The organism is Actibacterium naphthalenivorans (assembly GCF_014196965.1).
Classification (GTDB): domain Bacteria; phylum Pseudomonadota; class Alphaproteobacteria; order Rhodobacterales; family Rhodobacteraceae; genus Actibacterium_A; species Actibacterium_A naphthalenivorans.
On record NZ_JACIEQ010000004.1, the window covers coordinates 307,370 to 324,040 of the forward strand.

General features: G+C 64.7%; 18 protein-coding genes and 1 pseudogene. 14 read left to right on the forward strand and 5 right to left on the reverse strand.

All coding sequences use genetic code 11. The features are described 5' to 3' along the window. The first annotated feature begins 91 nt into the window (after positions 1–91). Positions 92–523: a DUF2267 domain-containing protein gene (locus GGR17_RS15270; protein ID WP_054539152.1), complete on the forward strand. Its 432-nt coding sequence runs from the start codon at positions 92–94 to the stop codon at positions 521–523. 57 nt (positions 524–580) lie between these two features. Here the strand turns inward: GGR17_RS15270 and tkt are convergent, their stop codons facing one another. Continuing rightward, on the reverse strand, positions 581–2,596 hold the full coding sequence (tkt, locus tag GGR17_RS15275; protein ID WP_054539151.1) for a transketolase: 2,016 nt from the start codon (positions 2,594–2,596) through the stop codon (positions 581–583). A 216-nt stretch (positions 2,597–2,812) separates the two neighbouring features. Here tkt and GGR17_RS15280 point away from each other — a divergent pair, with 216 nt between their 5' ends. Both GGR17_RS15280 and GGR17_RS15285 read left to right on the forward strand, forming a co-directional pair. Beyond that, a complete protein-coding gene (locus GGR17_RS15280) occupies positions 2,813–3,325 on the forward strand; it encodes a hypothetical protein (protein WP_054539150.1) in 513 nt (170 codons plus the stop codon). After that, the gene (locus tag GGR17_RS15285) at positions 3,318–3,698 is read left to right on the forward strand and encodes a cell division protein ZapA (RefSeq protein ID WP_037208450.1); all 381 of its coding nucleotides are present in this window, start codon (positions 3,318–3,320) and stop codon (positions 3,696–3,698) included. Before GGR17_RS15280 ends, GGR17_RS15285 begins: the two co-directional genes overlap by 8 nt. A gap of 18 nt (positions 3,699–3,716) precedes the next feature. On the opposite strand, the gene grxD is transcribed toward GGR17_RS15285, so the two are convergent. The 4 genes from grxD to GGR17_RS15305 form a co-directional block, all read right to left on the reverse strand. Further along, on the reverse strand, positions 3,717–4,079 hold the full coding sequence (grxD, locus tag GGR17_RS15290) for a Grx4 family monothiol glutaredoxin (protein ID WP_054539149.1): 363 nt from the start codon (positions 4,077–4,079) through the stop codon (positions 3,717–3,719). 109 nt (positions 4,080–4,188) lie between these two features. Next, positions 4,189–4,431, reverse strand: coding sequence for a BolA family protein (locus GGR17_RS15295; protein WP_037208446.1), 243 nt, complete (start codon positions 4,429–4,431; stop codon positions 4,189–4,191). Positions 4,432–4,489: 58 nt separating this feature from the next. Then, a complete protein-coding gene (gene purL / locus GGR17_RS15300; protein WP_054540406.1) occupies positions 4,490–6,649 on the reverse strand; it encodes a phosphoribosylformylglycinamidine synthase subunit PurL in 2,160 nt (719 codons plus the stop codon). A 259-nt stretch (positions 6,650–6,908) separates the two neighbouring features. Next, positions 6,909–7,814: a LysR family transcriptional regulator gene (locus GGR17_RS15305; RefSeq protein ID WP_054539148.1), complete on the reverse strand. Its 906-nt coding sequence runs from the start codon at positions 7,812–7,814 to the stop codon at positions 6,909–6,911. 383 nt (positions 7,815–8,197) lie between these two features. On the opposite strand from GGR17_RS15305, the gene GGR17_RS15310 reads away from it, so the two are divergent. The 11 genes and pseudogenes from GGR17_RS15310 to GGR17_RS20635 all read left to right on the forward strand — a co-directional run. After that, positions 8,198–9,070 (forward strand): lysophospholipid acyltransferase family protein, encoded by an 873-nt coding sequence (locus tag GGR17_RS15310; protein ID WP_054539147.1) that lies wholly within the window; start codon positions 8,198–8,200, stop codon positions 9,068–9,070. Beyond that, a complete protein-coding gene (locus GGR17_RS15315; protein ID WP_054539146.1) occupies positions 9,070–9,882 on the forward strand; it encodes a glutamate racemase in 813 nt (270 codons plus the stop codon). Before GGR17_RS15310 ends, GGR17_RS15315 begins: the two co-directional genes overlap by 1 nt. Positions 9,883–9,939: 57 nt before the next feature. Then, a complete protein-coding gene (argC, locus tag GGR17_RS15320; protein ID WP_054539145.1) occupies positions 9,940–10,968 on the forward strand; it encodes an N-acetyl-gamma-glutamyl-phosphate reductase in 1,029 nt (342 codons plus the stop codon). Positions 10,969–10,982: 14 nt separating this feature from the next. Further along, positions 10,983–11,429 carry a cytochrome c maturation protein CcmE gene (gene ccmE / locus GGR17_RS15325; protein ID WP_054539144.1) on the forward strand — a complete coding sequence of 149 codons (447 nt, stop codon included), beginning with the start codon at positions 10,983–10,985 and terminating at the stop codon, positions 11,427–11,429. 62 nt (positions 11,430–11,491) lie between these two features. Continuing rightward, complete coding sequence (locus GGR17_RS15330) at positions 11,492–12,103, forward strand: holin-associated N-acetylmuramidase (RefSeq protein ID WP_054539143.1); 612 nt, start codon at positions 11,492–11,494, stop codon at positions 12,101–12,103. After that, the gene (locus tag GGR17_RS15335) at positions 12,094–12,630 is read left to right on the forward strand and encodes a holin family protein (RefSeq protein WP_054539142.1); all 537 of its coding nucleotides are present in this window, start codon (positions 12,094–12,096) and stop codon (positions 12,628–12,630) included. Before GGR17_RS15330 ends, GGR17_RS15335 begins: the two co-directional genes overlap by 10 nt. Beyond that, positions 12,627–12,767: a hypothetical protein gene (locus tag GGR17_RS15340; protein WP_157445571.1), complete on the forward strand. Its 141-nt coding sequence runs from the start codon at positions 12,627–12,629 to the stop codon at positions 12,765–12,767. Before GGR17_RS15335 ends, GGR17_RS15340 begins: the two co-directional genes overlap by 4 nt. 79 nt (positions 12,768–12,846) lie before the next feature. After that, entirely contained in the window at positions 12,847–14,826 is a 1,980-nt protein-coding gene (locus tag GGR17_RS15345) for a heme lyase CcmF/NrfE family subunit (RefSeq protein ID WP_054540405.1), read from the forward strand. Between the two features lie 5 nt (positions 14,827–14,831). Beyond that, positions 14,832–15,287, forward strand: a complete 456-nt coding sequence (locus GGR17_RS15350; RefSeq protein WP_054539141.1) for a cytochrome c-type biogenesis protein — start codon at positions 14,832–14,834, stop codon at positions 15,285–15,287. Between the two features lie 73 nt (positions 15,288–15,360). Beyond that, the gene (locus GGR17_RS15355; RefSeq protein ID WP_054539140.1) at positions 15,361–16,137 is read left to right on the forward strand and encodes an enoyl-CoA hydratase-related protein; all 777 of its coding nucleotides are present in this window, start codon (positions 15,361–15,363) and stop codon (positions 16,135–16,137) included. Between the two features lie 176 nt (positions 16,138–16,313). Beyond that, positions 16,314–16,424: pseudogene (locus GGR17_RS20635) on the forward strand (hypothetical protein); the annotation flags it as partial. Between the last annotated feature and the right edge of the window lie 247 nt (positions 16,425–16,671).

Genomic DNA, 16,671 nt, shown 5'->3' on the forward strand with positions numbered 1-16,671 from the left:
CGCGGGGGCGGATGATGCAGGTCAAAGCGCCCGCGTACCGCCTGTGGTTTCTTAACAATATCCGGCATCAGGCTGGCAGGAGGACAGAAACATGAGCGCACTCGGGCTGAAGATCATCGACGAGTCGGTTCAGGCCGCCAATTCCTGGATCAACGATCTGGACGACCTGACGGGGTGGGGCCACAAGCAGCGCAGCTATCGCTTGCTGCGGGCGGTGATCCATGTGATCCGCGACCATCTGAATGTGGACGAGGCGGCGCAGTTCGGCGCGCAGCTGCCGGTGCTTATCCGGGGCATTTACTACGAAGGCTGGAACCCTTCGAAAACGCCGGTGACCGAGCGTAGCCGCGACGGCTTTATCGAGCGCGTGCAGGCGGCGTTCCGCACCGATCCGATGGGCGACGCGCCCGAGGCGATCGCGGCGGTGATGACGCTGCTGGACGCGCGCATCTCGGCCGGAGAGATGGAGGATGTGCGCGGCACCTTCACGCGGCAGATCCGTACGCTGTTTCCCGACGCCTGAACGAAACCGGCCGCGCGAAGATCGCACGGCCGGAGGATTTCATTTTGAAACAATGCGTTACAGCAGCGCCTTGACCTTTTCGGCCACGGCTTCGGCGGTGATGCCGAAGTGGGTGTAAAGCTCATTCGCCGGGGCCGAGGCCCCGAAACCTTCCATCCCGACAAACCCCGCCTTCGCCTCGCGCCCGCGCTCGCCCAGCAGCCACTGATCCCAGCCGAAGCGCACGCCGGCCTCGATGCCCACGCGAACCGGCCCGGCCGGGAGCACGCGCTTGCGATAGCTCGCGTCCTGCTGCGCGAACAGCTCCCAGCAGGGCATGGAAACGACGCGGGTGCCGATGCCTTCGGCCTGCAGCAGATCGCGCGCTTTCATCGCGATCTCGACCTCAGAGCCGGTGGCCAACAGGATCGCCTGGCGCTTGCCCTCGGCCTCGGCCAGGACATAGGCGCCTTGGGCCGTCAGGTTCTTGACCTTGTGCTCCAGCCGCACGGTGGGCAGGCCCTGGCGCGACAGCGCCAGAACCGATGGCGTGGTTTTCGCGGTCAGCGCGATTTCCCAGGCTTCGGCGGTTTCGATCGTGTCGGCGGGGCGGAACACCATCATGTTGGGCGTCGCGCGCAGCATGGCCACATGTTCGACAGGCTGGTGGGTCGGGCCGTCTTCGCCCAGGCCGATGCTGTCATGCGTCATGACATAGGTGACGGGAATGCCCATCAGCGCCGACAGCCGGATCGAGCCGCGCGCGTAATCGGTGAAGCACAGGAAGGTGCCGCCATAGGGCCGCACACCGCCATGCAGGGCCAAGCCGTTCATCGCGGCGGCCATGCCATGTTCGCGGATGCCGTAGTAGACGTACCGCCCGGCGCGGTTTTCAGGGTCGAACACGCCCAGATCGCCGGTCTTGGTGTTGTTCGATCCGGTCAGATCGGCCGAGCCTCCGACGGTTTCGGACATGATCGGGTTGATCACCTCCAGCACCATCTCGCTTGACTTGCGGGTGGCGACCTTCGGCGCCTCGTCACTGATCTGCTTTTTCAGCGCCTTGATCGTGGCCGAAAGCTTTTTCGGCGCGTCCCCGGCATAAATACGGGCGAATTCCGCCTGTTTGGTACCGGAGAGGGCGGCCAGACGGGCCTCCCACGCGGCGCGCTCTTCGGCGCCACGGCTGCCGATCGCTTCCCATGCGGCCTTCACGCCGGCGGGGATCTCGAACGGCGCGTGGAGCCATCCATAGGCGGCCTTGGTGTCGGCGATCAGTTGCGCATCGGTCAGCGCGCCATGCGCCTTGGGCGTGTCCTGCGCCGACGAGCCCAGGCCGATATGGGTCTTGCAGGCGATCAGCGTCGGGGTTTTCGAGCCCTTGGCGGCGACGATCACCCGGTCGATATCCTCGGGGTCATGCCCGTCGCATTCATAGACGGACCAGCCCGAGGCCTCGAACCGCTTCAACTGATCGGTCTTGTCGGCGATCTCGACCTTGCCGTCGATGGTGATGCCGTTGTTGTCCCAGAACACGATCAGCTTGCTCAGCTCATGCTTGCCGGCAAGGCCGATCGCCTCCTGGCTGACACCTTCCATCAGACAGCCGTCACCGGCGATGACATAGGTGTAGTGATCGACGATCTTCTTGCCGTATTGCGCGCGCTGGATTTCCTCGGCCATGGCGAAGCCGACGGCATTGGCGATGCCCTGACCCAGCGGACCGGTCGTGGTTTCGATGCCCTTGGCATGGCCGTATTCGGGGTGGCCGGCGGTGATCGCGCCCATCTGGCGGAAGTTCTTCACCTGGTCGAGCGTCATGTCTTCATAGCCGGTCAGATGCAGCAGCGCATAGAGCAGCATCGAGCCATGTCCGGCCGACAGGATGAACCGGTCGCGATCGGGCCAGTCGGGGGCCGACGCGTCGAACTTCAGGTGTTTTTCGAACAGAACGGTGGCCACGTCGGCCATGCCCATCGGCATTCCGGAATGGCCGGAATTGGCGGCGTGAATCGCATCCATCGCCAGCGTGCGGATCGCGCAGGCTTTCGACCAGTGGTCGGGATGGGCTTTGGCAAGGGCTTGGATGTCCACTCGGGCTGTCCTTCTTCGGTCAGAGCGCAATTTGCTGCGGCTATATTCAGCGGGGCGCGCAAGATCAAGCGCGGCGGCCAATGTATCGCGCGGAAATGGGGCGCATTTCGCCGGTTCATTGGATAAGATCGGCCGAAGTTTAACCCGCTTCGATTCGCGCGACCGTCCCATGGCGCGCGGGGCGGATGGAAAAAACAAGACCGGGGACAGGCACGAATGAGCGATATTACCGAACTGGAACGCCGGATCACGGCCGCGCTTGAACGGATCGGGCAGGGCACAGAGGCCCTTGCCGCAGCGGCCCAGGCCGGAGCGGCCGAGGATCGGACCGAAACGGCGGCCGATGCCGAGGCGCTTGCCACGGCGCTTGCGGCGCTGGAGGCCGAGCGCGAGGCGAGCGCGAAGCTGGAGGCGCGGGTCAAGGCGATCGGCGAAAAGCAGGACAAGCAGGTGGCCCAGCTGGAGGCGCGGGTGACCAAGCTGACCGCGCGTGCCGAGGCCACCGAGGGCGAGATCGAGCGGCTGCGCCGCGTGAACGCGCAGCTGCGCGCCAACAACAAGGCCCTGCGCGAGGCGAATGCCAAGGGGCTGGGCGATGGCGAGTTGATCAACACATCTATGAAGGCCGAGCTTGACGCCCTGCGCGCCGTGCGCGACACCGACAGGAGCGAGCTGGACGAGATACTGGGCATGCTCGCGCCGCTTGCCGCGGAGGACACCAATGCCTGAAGTTCAGATCAACATCGGCGGCCGCAGCTTTTCGGTCGCCTGCCAGGCCGGCGAAGAGCCGTTTCTTCAGGCCGCCGCCGGGCTGCTGGATGCCGAGGCCTCATCGCTGGTCAGCCAGATCGGGCGACTGCCCGAGGCGCGGATGCTGCTGATGGCCGGGCTGATGCTGGCCGACAAGACCGTCGGGCTGGAAGAGCGGGTGCGCGTGGCCGAGGATGAGCTTGCCCGGCTGCGCAGCGCGCCGGGGCCGGAGCCCAAGCGGATGGAAGTGCCGGTCATCCCCGACAGCGTGACCGAAACCATGGCCGAACTCGCGGCACGGGCCGAGGCGCTGGCCGACGCGGTAGAAGACAAGCTGGCCGCGGCGGGCTGACCCCCCGCGGCCGGGGCGTCAGGCGTTGGCTTCGCGGATCTTTTCGGCGGCGGCCTTGTCATAGGCCACGCCCTGCGCTTCGAAAAGCTGATCCAGCTCGCCCGACAGGGTCATCTCGGTGATGATGTCGCAGCCGCCCACGAACTCACCCTTCACATAAAGCTGCGGGATCGTCGGCCAGTCGGAAAATTCCTTGATGCCCTGGCGCACCGCGTCATCGGCCAGAACGTTGATGTCCTTGAACTGTACGCCCATGAAGTTCAGCACACCGGCCACGCGGCTGGAAAAGCCGCATTGCGGCATCTCTTTGGTGCCTTTCATGTAGAGCACGACGTCATTGCTGGTGATAACGTCTTCAATCAGGATCTTTGTTTCGGTCATACCGGGCTCCTTTATCGTCGGTTTCGGGCCTTTGGGGGGGCACCCCCGGCCCGTGTGTCACGTCCTTGGCCGCGGCGCCCGTCAGCACGCGCGGTCACAGCCGCGCCGGCTATTCCGGCGCCTTGGTGGTCAGCGCCAGCGCGTGAAGCGCGCCGTCATTGCCCGCCATTTTCTCTTTCAGCGCGGCATAGACCGCGCGCTGTTGCTGAACTCGGTTCAACCCGCGAAAGCTTTCATCGACCACCTCGGCGGCCCAATGGTTGCCGTCGCCCGCAAGATCGGTGATCGTAATCTTCGCATCGGGAAACCGCGCGCGGATCAGATGTTCGATTTCCTGGGATTCCATCGCCATGCTCAGCGTCCTTTTTTCTGCCCTGAAATGTAAGTGCCCGGCCCCCGGCTGACAAGCGTCAGGCAAGCGCTGCGGCAAAGGCGCCGCGATAGAGGGCGGAAAAGCCGGCCATGTCCGACTCTTTTGCCCCGAATTTCACCACATCGCCGCCAAACCGGCCTACCGTTTCGAGATGCACGCCGGCATGGCCCGCCGCCACCATCAGCGCCTCGGCCTGATCAAAGCTGCAGGCCAGCAGGTAGCGGCCCTGATCCTCGCCGAAGAGGGTGGGGGTGTCTTCCGCGTCCAGATGCACGCCGATCCCGCCCGCCTCGGCCATTTCGAACGCGGCCAGCGCCAGCCCGCCATCAGACAGATCCGTGCAGGCGCCGATCAGGTCGCGGTTGGCGCGGATGAATTCGCCATTGCGCCGCTCGGCGTCCAGCTCCACATGCGGCGCGTCGCCGTCTTCGCGGTGGAACACCTCGTAGAGCAGGGCGGATTGGCCAAGGTGGCCCGCCGTCTCGCCGACAAGAAGCGCGATCTGGCCCTCCTCGGGCACGCCCGCGATCAGCTCGTCCAGATGCGTGAGAAGGCCGACCGCGCCGATCGTCGGCGTCGGCAGGATGCCCGAGCCGTCGGTTTCGTTGTAAAGAGAGACGTTGCCCGAGACGATCGGCATATCCAGTGCCGAACAGGCCGCGCCGATGCCTTTGATCGCGCCGACGAACTGGCCCATGATCTCGGGCTTTTCGGGGTTGCCGAAATTCAGGTTGTCGGTGGTGGCCAACGGACGGGCGCCCACGGCGCACAGGTTACGATAGGCTTCGGCCACCGCCTGCTTGCCGCCTTCGAACGGGTTGGCCTTCACGTAGCGCGGCGTCACGTCGGAGGTGAAGGCCAGCGCCTTGTCGGTGCCATGCACCCGCACCACGCCCGCGCCAAGGCCGGGGGTGCGCACCGTGTCGGCCATGACCTGGCTGTCATATTGTTCGTACACCCAGTTCTTGGCGGCATAGTTGGGCGAGGTGATCAGCGCGCGCAACGCGTCGATCGGATCAATGCCGGGCACGTCGTCCAGCGGCGCGGCGGCGGGGGTTTCGACCCATGGGCGATCATATTCGGGCGCGGTGCCCGAGAGCGCCTTGAGCGGCAGATCGGCCTTGCACTGGCCATCATGCATGACAAGGAAGCGATCCTCGTCGATCGTTTCGCCGACGATGGCAAAATCGAGATCCCATTTGTCGAACACCGCCTTGGCCTCGGCCTCTTTCTCGGGGCGCAGCACCATCAGCATCCGTTCCTGGGATTCCGACAGCATCATCTCATAGGCGGTCATGTTCTCTTCGCGGCAGGGCACCTTTTCCAGATCGAGCCGCACGCCCAGATCGCCCTTGTCGCCCATTTCGACGGCCGAGCAGGTGAGGCCCGCCGCGCCCATATCCTGAATCGAGATCACCGCGCCCGTGGCCATCAGCTCCAGCGTGGCCTCCATCAGCCGCTTTTCGGTGAACGGGTCACCGACCTGAACGGTGGGGCGCTTTTCCTCGATCGTGTCGTCGAATTCGGCCGATGCCATGGTGGCGCCGCCGACGCCGTCGCGCCCGGTCTTCGCGCCAAGATAGACCACCGGCATGCCGACGCCCGACGCGGCGGAATAGAAGATCTTGTCCGCATCGGCGAGACCCGCGGCGAAGGCGTTCACAAGGCAGTTGCCGTTATAGGCGGCGTGGAACCGCACCTCGCCGCCCACTGTCGGAACGCCGAAACAGTTGCCATATCCGCCCACGCCCTCGACCACGCCGTTCACAAGCTGCCGGGTTTTGGGATGGCTGGTTTCGCCGAAGCTGAGAGCGTTCATCGCGGCGATGGGGCGCGCGCCCATGGTGAACACGTCGCGCAGGATGCCGCCCACGCCTGTGGCCGCGCCCTGATAGGGCTCGATATACGACGGGTGGTTGTGGCTTTCCATCTTGAACACCACGGCCTGACCATCGCCGATATCGACAACGCCGGCGTTTTCGCCGGGGCCGCAGATCACCTGCGCGCCGGTGGTGGGCAGGGTGCGCAGCCATTTCTTGGAGGATTTGTAGGAACAATGCTCGTTCCACATGGCCGAAAAGATGCCAAGCTCGGTAAAGGAGGGCTCCCGGTTCAGCAGCCGGATGATCTCGGCATATTCATCGGAATTCAGCCCGTGGGCGGCAATAAGCTCTTCGGTGATCTGCGGCTCTTGCATTTCGCGGTTCATCCCCCTGGATATCGGTTGCGCCGGTCTTAAGCCAAGCGGCTGCGCGGGGGAAGGGCCAATGGGGGCAGGCGCGCCGCGGTCGGGCGGGCAAAAAAAAGGCCGAGACAAAGCTCGGCCAAAGTCCAACAGGGAGGTGAAGGGATGGAATAACCATCGTCTTCGAGGCCTGATCTATGGGCCGTCCTCCACGCGTTCAAGGAAAAAATGCTGCATATGCATCATGACTGTCATGATCTCAGCGCATAGCTTACAACTTTGGCGTTTCTTTTTGCCGTTTCCGGTGCTCGATTATCTCTTCGGTCACAAAGTCGCGGAAGGCGGCGATGCGCTGAGACTGGCGCAATTCCTCGGGGTAGGCCAGGAACACCGGCACCTCGTTGCTTTCCAGTTCGGGCAGTACGCGCACCAGGGCGGGGAAATCCTCGGTCAGGTAGTTCGGCAGAACGCCGATTCCCAGACCGTTGATCACCCCCTGCAGAACCCCGAAATAGTTGTTTACCGTCAGCGTCGAGGGGATGTCGCGCATCATCAGCTCGCGCACCAGCGCGGCGCCCGCGCCCACCTGGGGGGCAGAGGTGTTTTGGCAGATCAGCCGGTGGGTGGTGAAATCTTCCATGGTTTCCGGCGTGCCCCGTTCAGCCAGATATTCCGGCGAGGCATAGAGCCGCATCCGAACCGTCATCAACCGCCGGCGGATCAGGTCGGCCTGGCTGGGCTCTTTCATGCGGATCGCCACGTCGGCCTCGCGCATGGGCAGATCCAGTACGCGTTCTTCCAGCATCAGGTCGATTTTCAGATCCGGGTATTTTTCGTAGAGCTTCGGCAGGCGCGGCGCCAGCCACAGGGTGCCGAACCCGGTGGTCGTGGTCACGCGCAATTCGCCGAACACCTCTTCCTCGCTGTCCTTGATGCGCGCGGCGGCGGTTTCAAGCCGTTTGATCATCGCGCTGGTCGCGTCGAACAGCAATTCCCCCTGCTCAGTCAGAATCAGCCCCCGCGCATGGCGGTGAAAAAGCGTGGTTCCCAGGCTTTCTTCCAGCGATCTGATCTGCCGGGACACAGCCGATTGCGACAGGTGCAGCACATCGCCCGCATGGGTCAGGCTGCCCGCATCCGCAACGGCGTGAAATATTCTGAGCTTGTCCCAATCCATCGTGAAATACGCCTACGCTCCTGATCTGCATTGCGCGAGTTACCTACGCTGACGCATAGCGGGTTTGCAAATGAAGACTGGATGAAAGCTGATTTTTTAGGTCGGGAATTTTCGCGTGATGTCATGTTATGCCGCCTTCACGGGGGGCTGTGCGTAATGAATGGGCATGAAATCGCGGGCATCTTGCATAATGCCCGTCGCTGGGTGCCTGAAAGCCCCGGCGCGGCGGACGGCCTGCCGCAAAAGGGGTGCATTGGCCGGGGCGCCAGCGTAAACTTCACCCAAACATGTCCGGCCCGTCATATTTTCTTCCCAGACCGGAGGATTTTCGCTAACCCGCGCCCGACGGCCCGAGGACGGGCGCGGCAATCAGGAAAACGGCCGTGAGCCACCACGCAACGCGCGAAATAAGCTATGCCAGCTCGGCCCGGTCCAAGGGCGGCCGGGTGCTGATCCGCGTTCTGGAAAACGCCACCGGCCGGCTGCGCCTGATCCGCCGCGCCGAGGGGTATGAAAACGAGGTCGCCGCGGGCCGTGATTTCTGGGACGTGATCGTGGAACGCTACGGGCTGAGCCTTGAGGTGACCGCCGGCTCCTTGTCGCGCATTCCCGCCAACGGGCCGCTGATTCTGATTGCCAACCATCCTTACGGCATCCTCGACGGGCTGATGATGGGCCATATCCTTTCGGAGGTGCGGGGCGATTTTCGCATCCTGGCCCATTCGGTGTTTCGCAAGGCCCACGAGCTGAACGAGATCATCCTGCCGATCAGCTTTGACGAAACCAAAGAGGCGCAGCGCCAGAACATCGAAACCCGCAAGAAGGCGCTGGACTATCTGGCGCGCGGCGGGGCGATCGGGGTGTTTCCCGGCGGCACCGTCTCCACTGCGGCGCGGCCGTTCTCGGCGCCGATGGATCCCGGCTGGCGCAGCTTCACCGCGCGGATGGTGGCCAAATCGAACGCCACGGTGGTGCCGATCTTCTTCGAGGGCCATAATTCGCGCCTGTTCCAGCTGGCCAGCCATCTGCATTCCACCCTGCGGCTCGCGCTTCTGATCAAGGAGTTCCGCGCCCGGGTCGATGAACCGGTGCGCGTGGTGGTGGGCGACCCGATCCCGCAGCCCGCGCTTCAGGCCCATTCGGGCGATCCCAAAGCAATGATGGATTTCCTGCGGAAGGCGACGTATGAGTTGTCGCCAAACCCCTTGAAGTCGTTCGATTACGGCTTCGAGTTCGAGGAGAAGCACAAGGCATAATGGCGGTTGGTATTTTCGATTCTGGTCTGGGCGGGCTGACCGTTCTGGACGTGGTGGCCAAGCGGCTGCCCGATGTGCCCTTTGTCTATTTCGGGGATAATGCGCATACGCCCTATGGCGTGCGCGACGCCGACGACGTGTTCAACCTGACCACCGCGGGGGTCGAGCGGCTGTGGGCGGCGGGCTGCGATCTTGTGATCCTGGCGTGCAACACCGCCTCGGCGGTGGCGCTGAAACGGATGCAGGAAACCTGGCTGCCCGATGACAAGCGCGTGCTGGGCGTTTTCGTGCCCCTGATCGAGGCGCTGACCGAAAGGCGCTGGGGCGACAATTCCCCCCCGCGCGAGGTTGCGGTCAAGCATGTGGCGCTGTTCGCGACACCGGCCACAGTTTCCAGCCGCGCGTTCCAGCGCGAGCTGGCTTTCCGCGCGGTCGGTGTGGATGTCGAGGCGCAGCCCTGCGGCGGCGTTGTCGATGCGATCGAGCAGGGCGACGAGATTCTGGCCGAGGCACTGGTGCGCAGCCATGTCGAGGCGCTGCTGCGCCGGATGCCGAAGCCCGAGGCCGCGATACTGGGCTGCACCCATTATCCGCTGATGCAGGCGGTGTTTCAGGATGCGCTGGGGCCGGATGTCACCGTCTATTCGCAGGCCGACCTGGTGGCCGAAAGCCTGGCCGATTACCTGGAGCGCCATCCCGACATGCTGGGCGCGGGCACGGAAACGATGTTCCTGACCACGGGCGATCCGGCGAAAGTGTCGAGCAAGGCCACACAGTTCCTGCGGCACCGCATCGAATTTCAGGCCGCGTGATTGCGGGCGGCGCCGATTCCCCCTACATCCACAGCAACATTTCCGGAAGGTCGCGCCATGACCCATAAAATCGCCATCCTCGGCGCCTCGGGCTATACCGGGGCAGAGCTTGTCCGGCTGATCGCCACCCATCCGACGATGGAGATCACCGCCCTGTCGGCCGACCGCAAGGCCGGGATGACGATGGGCGCGGTGTTCCCGCATCTGCGCCACCTGACGCTGCCCACGCTGGTGCGGATCGAAGAAATCGACTTTGCCGACGTCGATCTGGTGTTCTGCGCCCTGCCGCATGCCACCTCGCAGGAGGTCATCGCCGGGCTGCCGCGCCATCTGAAGGTCGTGGATCTGTCGGCCGATTTCCGTCTGCGCGATCCGGTGGAATATGAAAAATGGTATGGCAAACCCCATGCCGCGCCGGAGTTGCAGAAAGAGGCGGTTTACGGCCTGACCGAGTTCTACCGCGACGAGATCCGCGGCGCGCGGCTGGTGGCCGGCACCGGCTGCAACGCCGCCACCGGCCAATATGCCATCCGACCGCTGATCGAAGCGGCGGTGATCGACCTTGATGAAATCGTGATCGACCTGAAGGCTGCGGTATCGGGCGCGGGCCGGTCGTTGAAGGAAAACCTGCTGCATGCGGAGCTGTCCGAAGGCTATCAGGCCTATGCGGCGGGTGGCACGCACCGGCATCTGGGCGAGTTCGATCAGGAGTTCAGCAAGGCCGCCGGCCGGCCGGTGCAGGTGCAGTTCACCCCGCATCTGATCCCCGCGAACCGGGGTATCCTGGCCACCGTCTATCTGCGCGGTGATGCCGCAGCCGTGCATGACGCCTTGGCAAAGGCCTACGAAAATGAGACTTTCATAAAGGTTCTGCCGATGGGCGAACATCCGTCGACCAAACATGTGCGCGGTTCGAATTTCGTGCATATCGGCGTGGTGGCGGACCGGTTGCCGGGCCGGGTCATGGTGATCGCGGCGCTGGACAACCTGACCAAGGGATCGTCGGGGCAGGCGTTGCAGAACGCGAACCTGATGCTGGGGGGGGAAGAGACCGCGGGCCTGATGCTGGCACCGGTCTTCCCCTGAGGAGGAGGCGAAAGATGCATGGACTCAAGAAGAAACGGCGGGTGCAGATCGTTCTGGTGGCCTTTGCGGCACTGGCGATTTCCACCGCGCTGATCGGATATGCCATGCGCGACGGGATCAATTTCTTCCGCTCGCCCTCGCAGGTCGTCGAGGAACCGCCACGCGCGAACGAGGTGTTCCGCATCGGCGGGCTGGTCGAGGAAGGCACGCTGCAGCGCGGCGCGGGCGAAACCATCCGCTTCAGCGTTACCGATGGCGGGGCCACGGTACCTGTTACCTTTACCGGTGTGCTGCCGGATCTGTTTGGCGAGAATCAGGGGATGATCGGCACCGGTCGTTACATCAACGGTGTCTTTGAAGCGTCTGAAATCCTTGCCAAACATGACGAAAGCTACATGCCGAAAGAGGTTGTGGACGCGCTGAAGGAGCAGGGCGTCTACCAGGAACCGAACGGTAGCTGAGCAGCTTTTTAACCTGATATGGCCGAAATTTCCCCCGGGTTCCGCAAGGCTCGGGGGTTTTCATGTTGTCTGTGGAAGAAATCGCGAAGGCCATTGTCGCCCGTGAGGGCGGCTATGTGAATGACCCGGACGATCCGGGTGGCGCCACGAAATACGGCGTGACGATCGGCACGATGCGTCGGCTGGGCATGGATCTGACGGGCGACGGGCAGGTCACCGCCGAAGACGTGAAGCGCCTGACGCGCGAGCAGGCCGAGCGCCTGTTCATCGAGCACTATTATCATCGGCCCCGGATCGACGCCTTGCCCGAGGTGCTGCGGGCCTCTGTGTTCGACATGTATGTCAACGCGGGCGCCAATGCGGTGCGCATTCTGCAGCGGCTGCTGAACGAGATGGGGCAGGCGGTGACGGTCGATGGCGCGATCGGGCCGCAGACCATCGCCGCCGCCCATGCCGCCGCTGCCGCCGCGCCCCGGCACATCGCCGATGCCTATGGCATTGCCCGGCGCAACTACTATTACGCCCTGGCCGACAGCCGCCCGGCCAGCCGCAAATACGCAATGCGCCGCGATGGCGGCAAGGGCGGGTGGATTCGCCGGGCCGAGGAATTCATCGCGCCGGCCTACCACCTGACCGAGGCGGAACATGCGGAAAGGACAGGGGCATGGGGCTGATCGAGGGGATGTTGACGCTGCTGTTCGGCAATGGCCGCAATGTTCTGCGCGACACGGCGCAGGTGTTTCGCGAAAACGCGGAAGCGGGCGCGGGGCGTGATCTGGCGCGCTCCGACGCGGCGCTGGCGCAGTTCACCGCGGAATTTGCCCGCGTCGAACGCGGGCTGTTCGACCGGATCATCGACGGGCTCAACCGCCTGCCGCGCCCGGCGCTGGCGCTTGGCACCATCGCGCTGTTGGTGTCGGCGATGGTCGATCCGATCTGGTTCGCGACGCGGATGCAGGGCATCGCGCTGGTGCCGGAGCCGCTCTGGTGGCTGCTGGGCGCCATCATCTCTTTCTATTTCGGCGCGCGGCATCAGACGAAAGGGCAAGAGTTTCAACGCTCTATCGCCGAAACCGTGGCCCGCGCGCCGCAGGTGGCGCAGAACATCAGCGGGCTTGAGCTGTTGCGCGCGGACCCTGCTCCGGTGGCGGTGGCCGCCGCGCCGAATGCGGCGCTGGAGGATTGGAGGCGCGGCCGATGATCCCCTGTCTTGCGGCGCTGATCGCGGGTCTGTCGGCGCTCAGCCTGTTTGACCAGTGGAGCCGCGCCGGCGGGCGCGATCTGCTGAGCCTGGCGATGCTGGCGGCGGGCGCGATGCTGGTACTCGGCCAGGGCTGAGCCGGCTCACGAAACTGTGGCGCGGTACCGCAGGCGATGACAGTTGGCCTTGGCCGACATTGGCTTTAGTATCCGCACCATGATTACAGAGCTTGGCCACTTCGCCCTTATCCTCGCCTTCGCCGTCGCCATCGTGCAGATGGTGGTTCCCCTCGTCGGCGCCCACAAGGGCTGGAGCGGCTGGATGGCCGTGGCCGAGCCCGCCGCGACCGTGCAGTTCCTGCTGACGGCCGTCAGCTTCGCGGCGCTGACGCATGCCTTCGTCACCTCGGATTTCTCGGTGCAACTGGTGGTGGCGAACTCACACACCGCCAAGCCGATGCTCTACAAAGTGTCAGGCGTCTGGGGCAATCACGAAGGCTCTATGCTGCTGTGGGTGCTGATCCTGACACTGTTCGGTGCGCTGGCGGCATGGTTCGGGGGCAACCTGCCGCCCACGCTGCGCGCCCGGGTGCTGGGGGTGCAAAGCGCAATCGCCGTGGCGTTTTTCGCCTTTATCCTGTTCACCTCGAACCCGTTCGTGCGCATGGCGATCCCGCCGTTCAACGGGCAGGATCTGAACCCGCTGTTGCAGGATCCGGGGCTCGCCTTTCATCCGCCGTTTCTTTATCTCGGCTATGTCGGCCTTTCGATCTGCTTCTCCTTCGCCGTCGCCGCGCTGATCGAGGGGCGGGTGGATGCCGCGTGGGCGCGCTGGGTGCGGCCCTGGACCCTGCTGTCATGGATGTTCCTGACCGTCGGCATCGCATTGGGAAGCTGGTGGGCCTATTACGAACTGGGCTGGGGCGGGTTCTGGTTCTGGGATCCGGTCGAGAACGCCTCTTTCATGCCGTGGCTGATCGCCGCCGCGCTGCTGCATTCGGCCATCGTGGTGGAAAAGCGCGAGGCGCTGAAAAGCTGGACCATCCTGCTTGCGATCATGGCGTTCGGCTTTTCGCTGATCGGCACGTTCATCGTGCGCTCGGGCGTCATCACATCGGTGCATGCCTTTGCCAATGACCCGGAGCGCGGCGTGTTCATCCTGATGATTCTGGCCGTCTTCATGGGCGGCGCGCTGATCCTCTATGCGGCCCGCGCCGGCGTGATGCAGGCCAAGGGCGTGTTCGGCGTGGTCAGCCGTGAAACCGCGCTGGTGCTCAACAATGTGCTGCTGGCGGTCTCGGCGCTGGTGGTGTTCATCGGTACGATCTGGCCGCTGGTGGCAGAGATGGCCTTCGCCCGGAAACTTTCGGTCGGGCCGCCGTTCTTCGATATGGCTTTCACGCCCTTCATGGTCATCCTGGCACTGATCCTGCCCGTCGGCGCGATCCTGCCGTGGAAACGGGCGCGGATCGGCCGCGCCCTGAAACAGCTGCGGTGGGCGTTGATCCTGGCGCTGGCGCTGGGGGCGCTGGCCTGGGCAATGCAGACCGGCCGGTCGTCGCTGGGGCCCGTGGGGCTGTTCCTGGGCACATGGCTGGTGGCGGGGTCGGTCGTCGATCTGCTTGGCCGGACGGGGCGGGGCGCGATCGGCGCGCGGCTGCGCCGCATGGCCCGGCTGCCACGCGCCGACTGGGGCAAGGCGGTGGCCCATGCCGGGCTTGGTGTCACCATCTTCGGCGTCGCCGCCCTGACCGCCTGGCAGCAGGAGGATATCCGCGTCACCCGTATCGGCGAGCGGTTTCAGGTGGGTGACTGGGGCATTCAACTGGACGATGTGCAACGCCTGCAGGGGCCGAACTATGTCACCACGCAGGGCACCATTTCTGTCTGGCGCGACGACACCAAGCTCTATGAGCTTACTCCTGAAAAGCGGGTTTATCCGGTGGCGGGCATGCCCACCACCGAGGCCGCGATTCACAACGGCATCCTGCGCGATATCTATCTTGTGATCGGCGATCCGCAGAATGACGGCGGCTGGGCCGTGCGGACCTATCTCAAACCCTTTGCCAACTGGATCTGGACCGGCGCCATCATCATGGCCTTCGGCGGCGTGCTGAGCCTGTCGGACCGGCGCTACAGGGTCGCGGCGGGTGCTGCCAAGGCGGCTGCACGCCCCGCGGCGGTTCCGGCGGAGTGAGCGTGATGAAATACCTGATCCTCGCGCTGACGCTGTTCCTTTCGGCCCCGGCCTTCGCCGTCGAACCGGGCGAGGTGCTGACCGACCCGGCGCTTGAGGCGCGCGCGCGCGCGCTTTCCAAGGGGCTGCGCTGTCTGGTCTGCCGGAACGAGAGCATCGACGAATCCAACGCGGCCCTGGCCAAGGATCTGCGCCTGCTGGTCCGCGAGCGGCTGGTCGAGGGCGACACCGACGAACAGGCCATCGCCTTCATCGTGGATCGCTACGGCGAATATGTGCTGCTGAAACCCACCGCCAGCGGGGCCAACCTGGTGCTCTGGGTCGCGGGGCCGGCGATGCTGATCCTGGCGCTTGGCATCGGCGGGACCTATGTCGCGCGCCGGCGCAAGGCCGCGGAGGCGCCCGGTGAGGGCCTGAGTGAGGCCGAGCAGGCCCGGCTGAACGAAATTATGGCCGAGTAACCCCCGGTTTCGCTTTCCTGCCCGCCCGCCCGGCCTATGCTGCGCCAAAGGCACGGGCAGGGAGAGTGACGCGATGAACTATCAGGCCATCCTTCTGGATATCGAAGATGACGTGGCGGTGCTGACGCTGAACCGGCCGGCCGTGATGAACGCGCTGAACAGCCAGATGCGGGCGGAGATCGAGCATGCCGTGCGCATCGGGCAGGAAAACGCGCGGGTGCTGGTGCTGACCGGGGCAGGGCGCGCGTTTTGCGCGGGGCAGGATCTGGGCGACGCGGGCAATGCCGCCCAGCTTGATCTGGAGCGGACCCTGCGCGAGGAATACGAGCCGATGCTGCGCCGGCTGTTTGACTGCCCGATCCCGACCATCGCGGCGGTGCACGGGCCGGCGGCGGGGGCGGGGGCCAATCTGGCCCTTGCGGCGGATGTGGTCATCGCGGCCGAGAGCGCGAGCTTTCAGCAGGCCTTTACCCGGATCGGCCTGATCCCGGACGCGGGGGGCACCTACTGGCTGCCGCGGCAGATCGGGTTCGCCCGCGCCATGGGGGCCGCGCTGTTCGCCGAGCCGGTCACGGCGCGGCAGGCCGTGGACTGGGGCATGATCTGGGAGGTGGTCCCCGAGGACGCGTTCGCCGCGCATTGGCAGGCCCGTGCCGCCAGCCTCGCCTCTGGCCCGACGCAGGCCTATGCGGGGGTGAAACAGGCGCTTCGGGCATCCTTTGGCAACGGGGTGGACGAACAGCTTGCACTGGAGGCCCGCCTTCAGGGCGCCTGCGGAGAGACCCGTGATTTCAAGGAGGGGGTTCTGGCCTTTCTGGAAAAGCGCCCGGCGCGGTTCGAGGGGCGATAGGCGGGGTTGGGGGATGAACGGTCTTTCGCACCAACTAAGTCGATGTCCGCCAGCAGCTGCTACGCGGTTTTTTCTTTTGACCTTTGCAACTGCTCCGAACTGAGTGCCAGATTTTGCGTGTATTTCCGGCAAGCGCGGGGAGCGTACCGACACCGAAGGATTGATTTTCCAGCCAACAGATTGCCTGTGCGCTGAGGCAGGCAGAAGCCGGAACGACGGTGGGCGAAATTTGCCGCGAGATGGGGGGCGCAGAGACACCTGACAGGTCGATGACAGCCGCAACGTAACGCCTGCCCTCCACCGCCCAGATAGATGCAGGTGATCAACGGCCCATCTCTGGTTCGGGCCTTCCGCTTCGAACGATCGTTCGAGTAGGTCGGCAGCGATAATCGAGGGCGTGGCCCGATCTTTCGGTGATTGTTGGCGCATCAGGCGCCCCTCAGGCGCGTCAGGCTATGGGTCCGGCGGACAATGCATGTCCGCCGGAATCCGCTATTCGCCGCCGGCACGTCAGGCGAAGAGGAACGCGTCGGC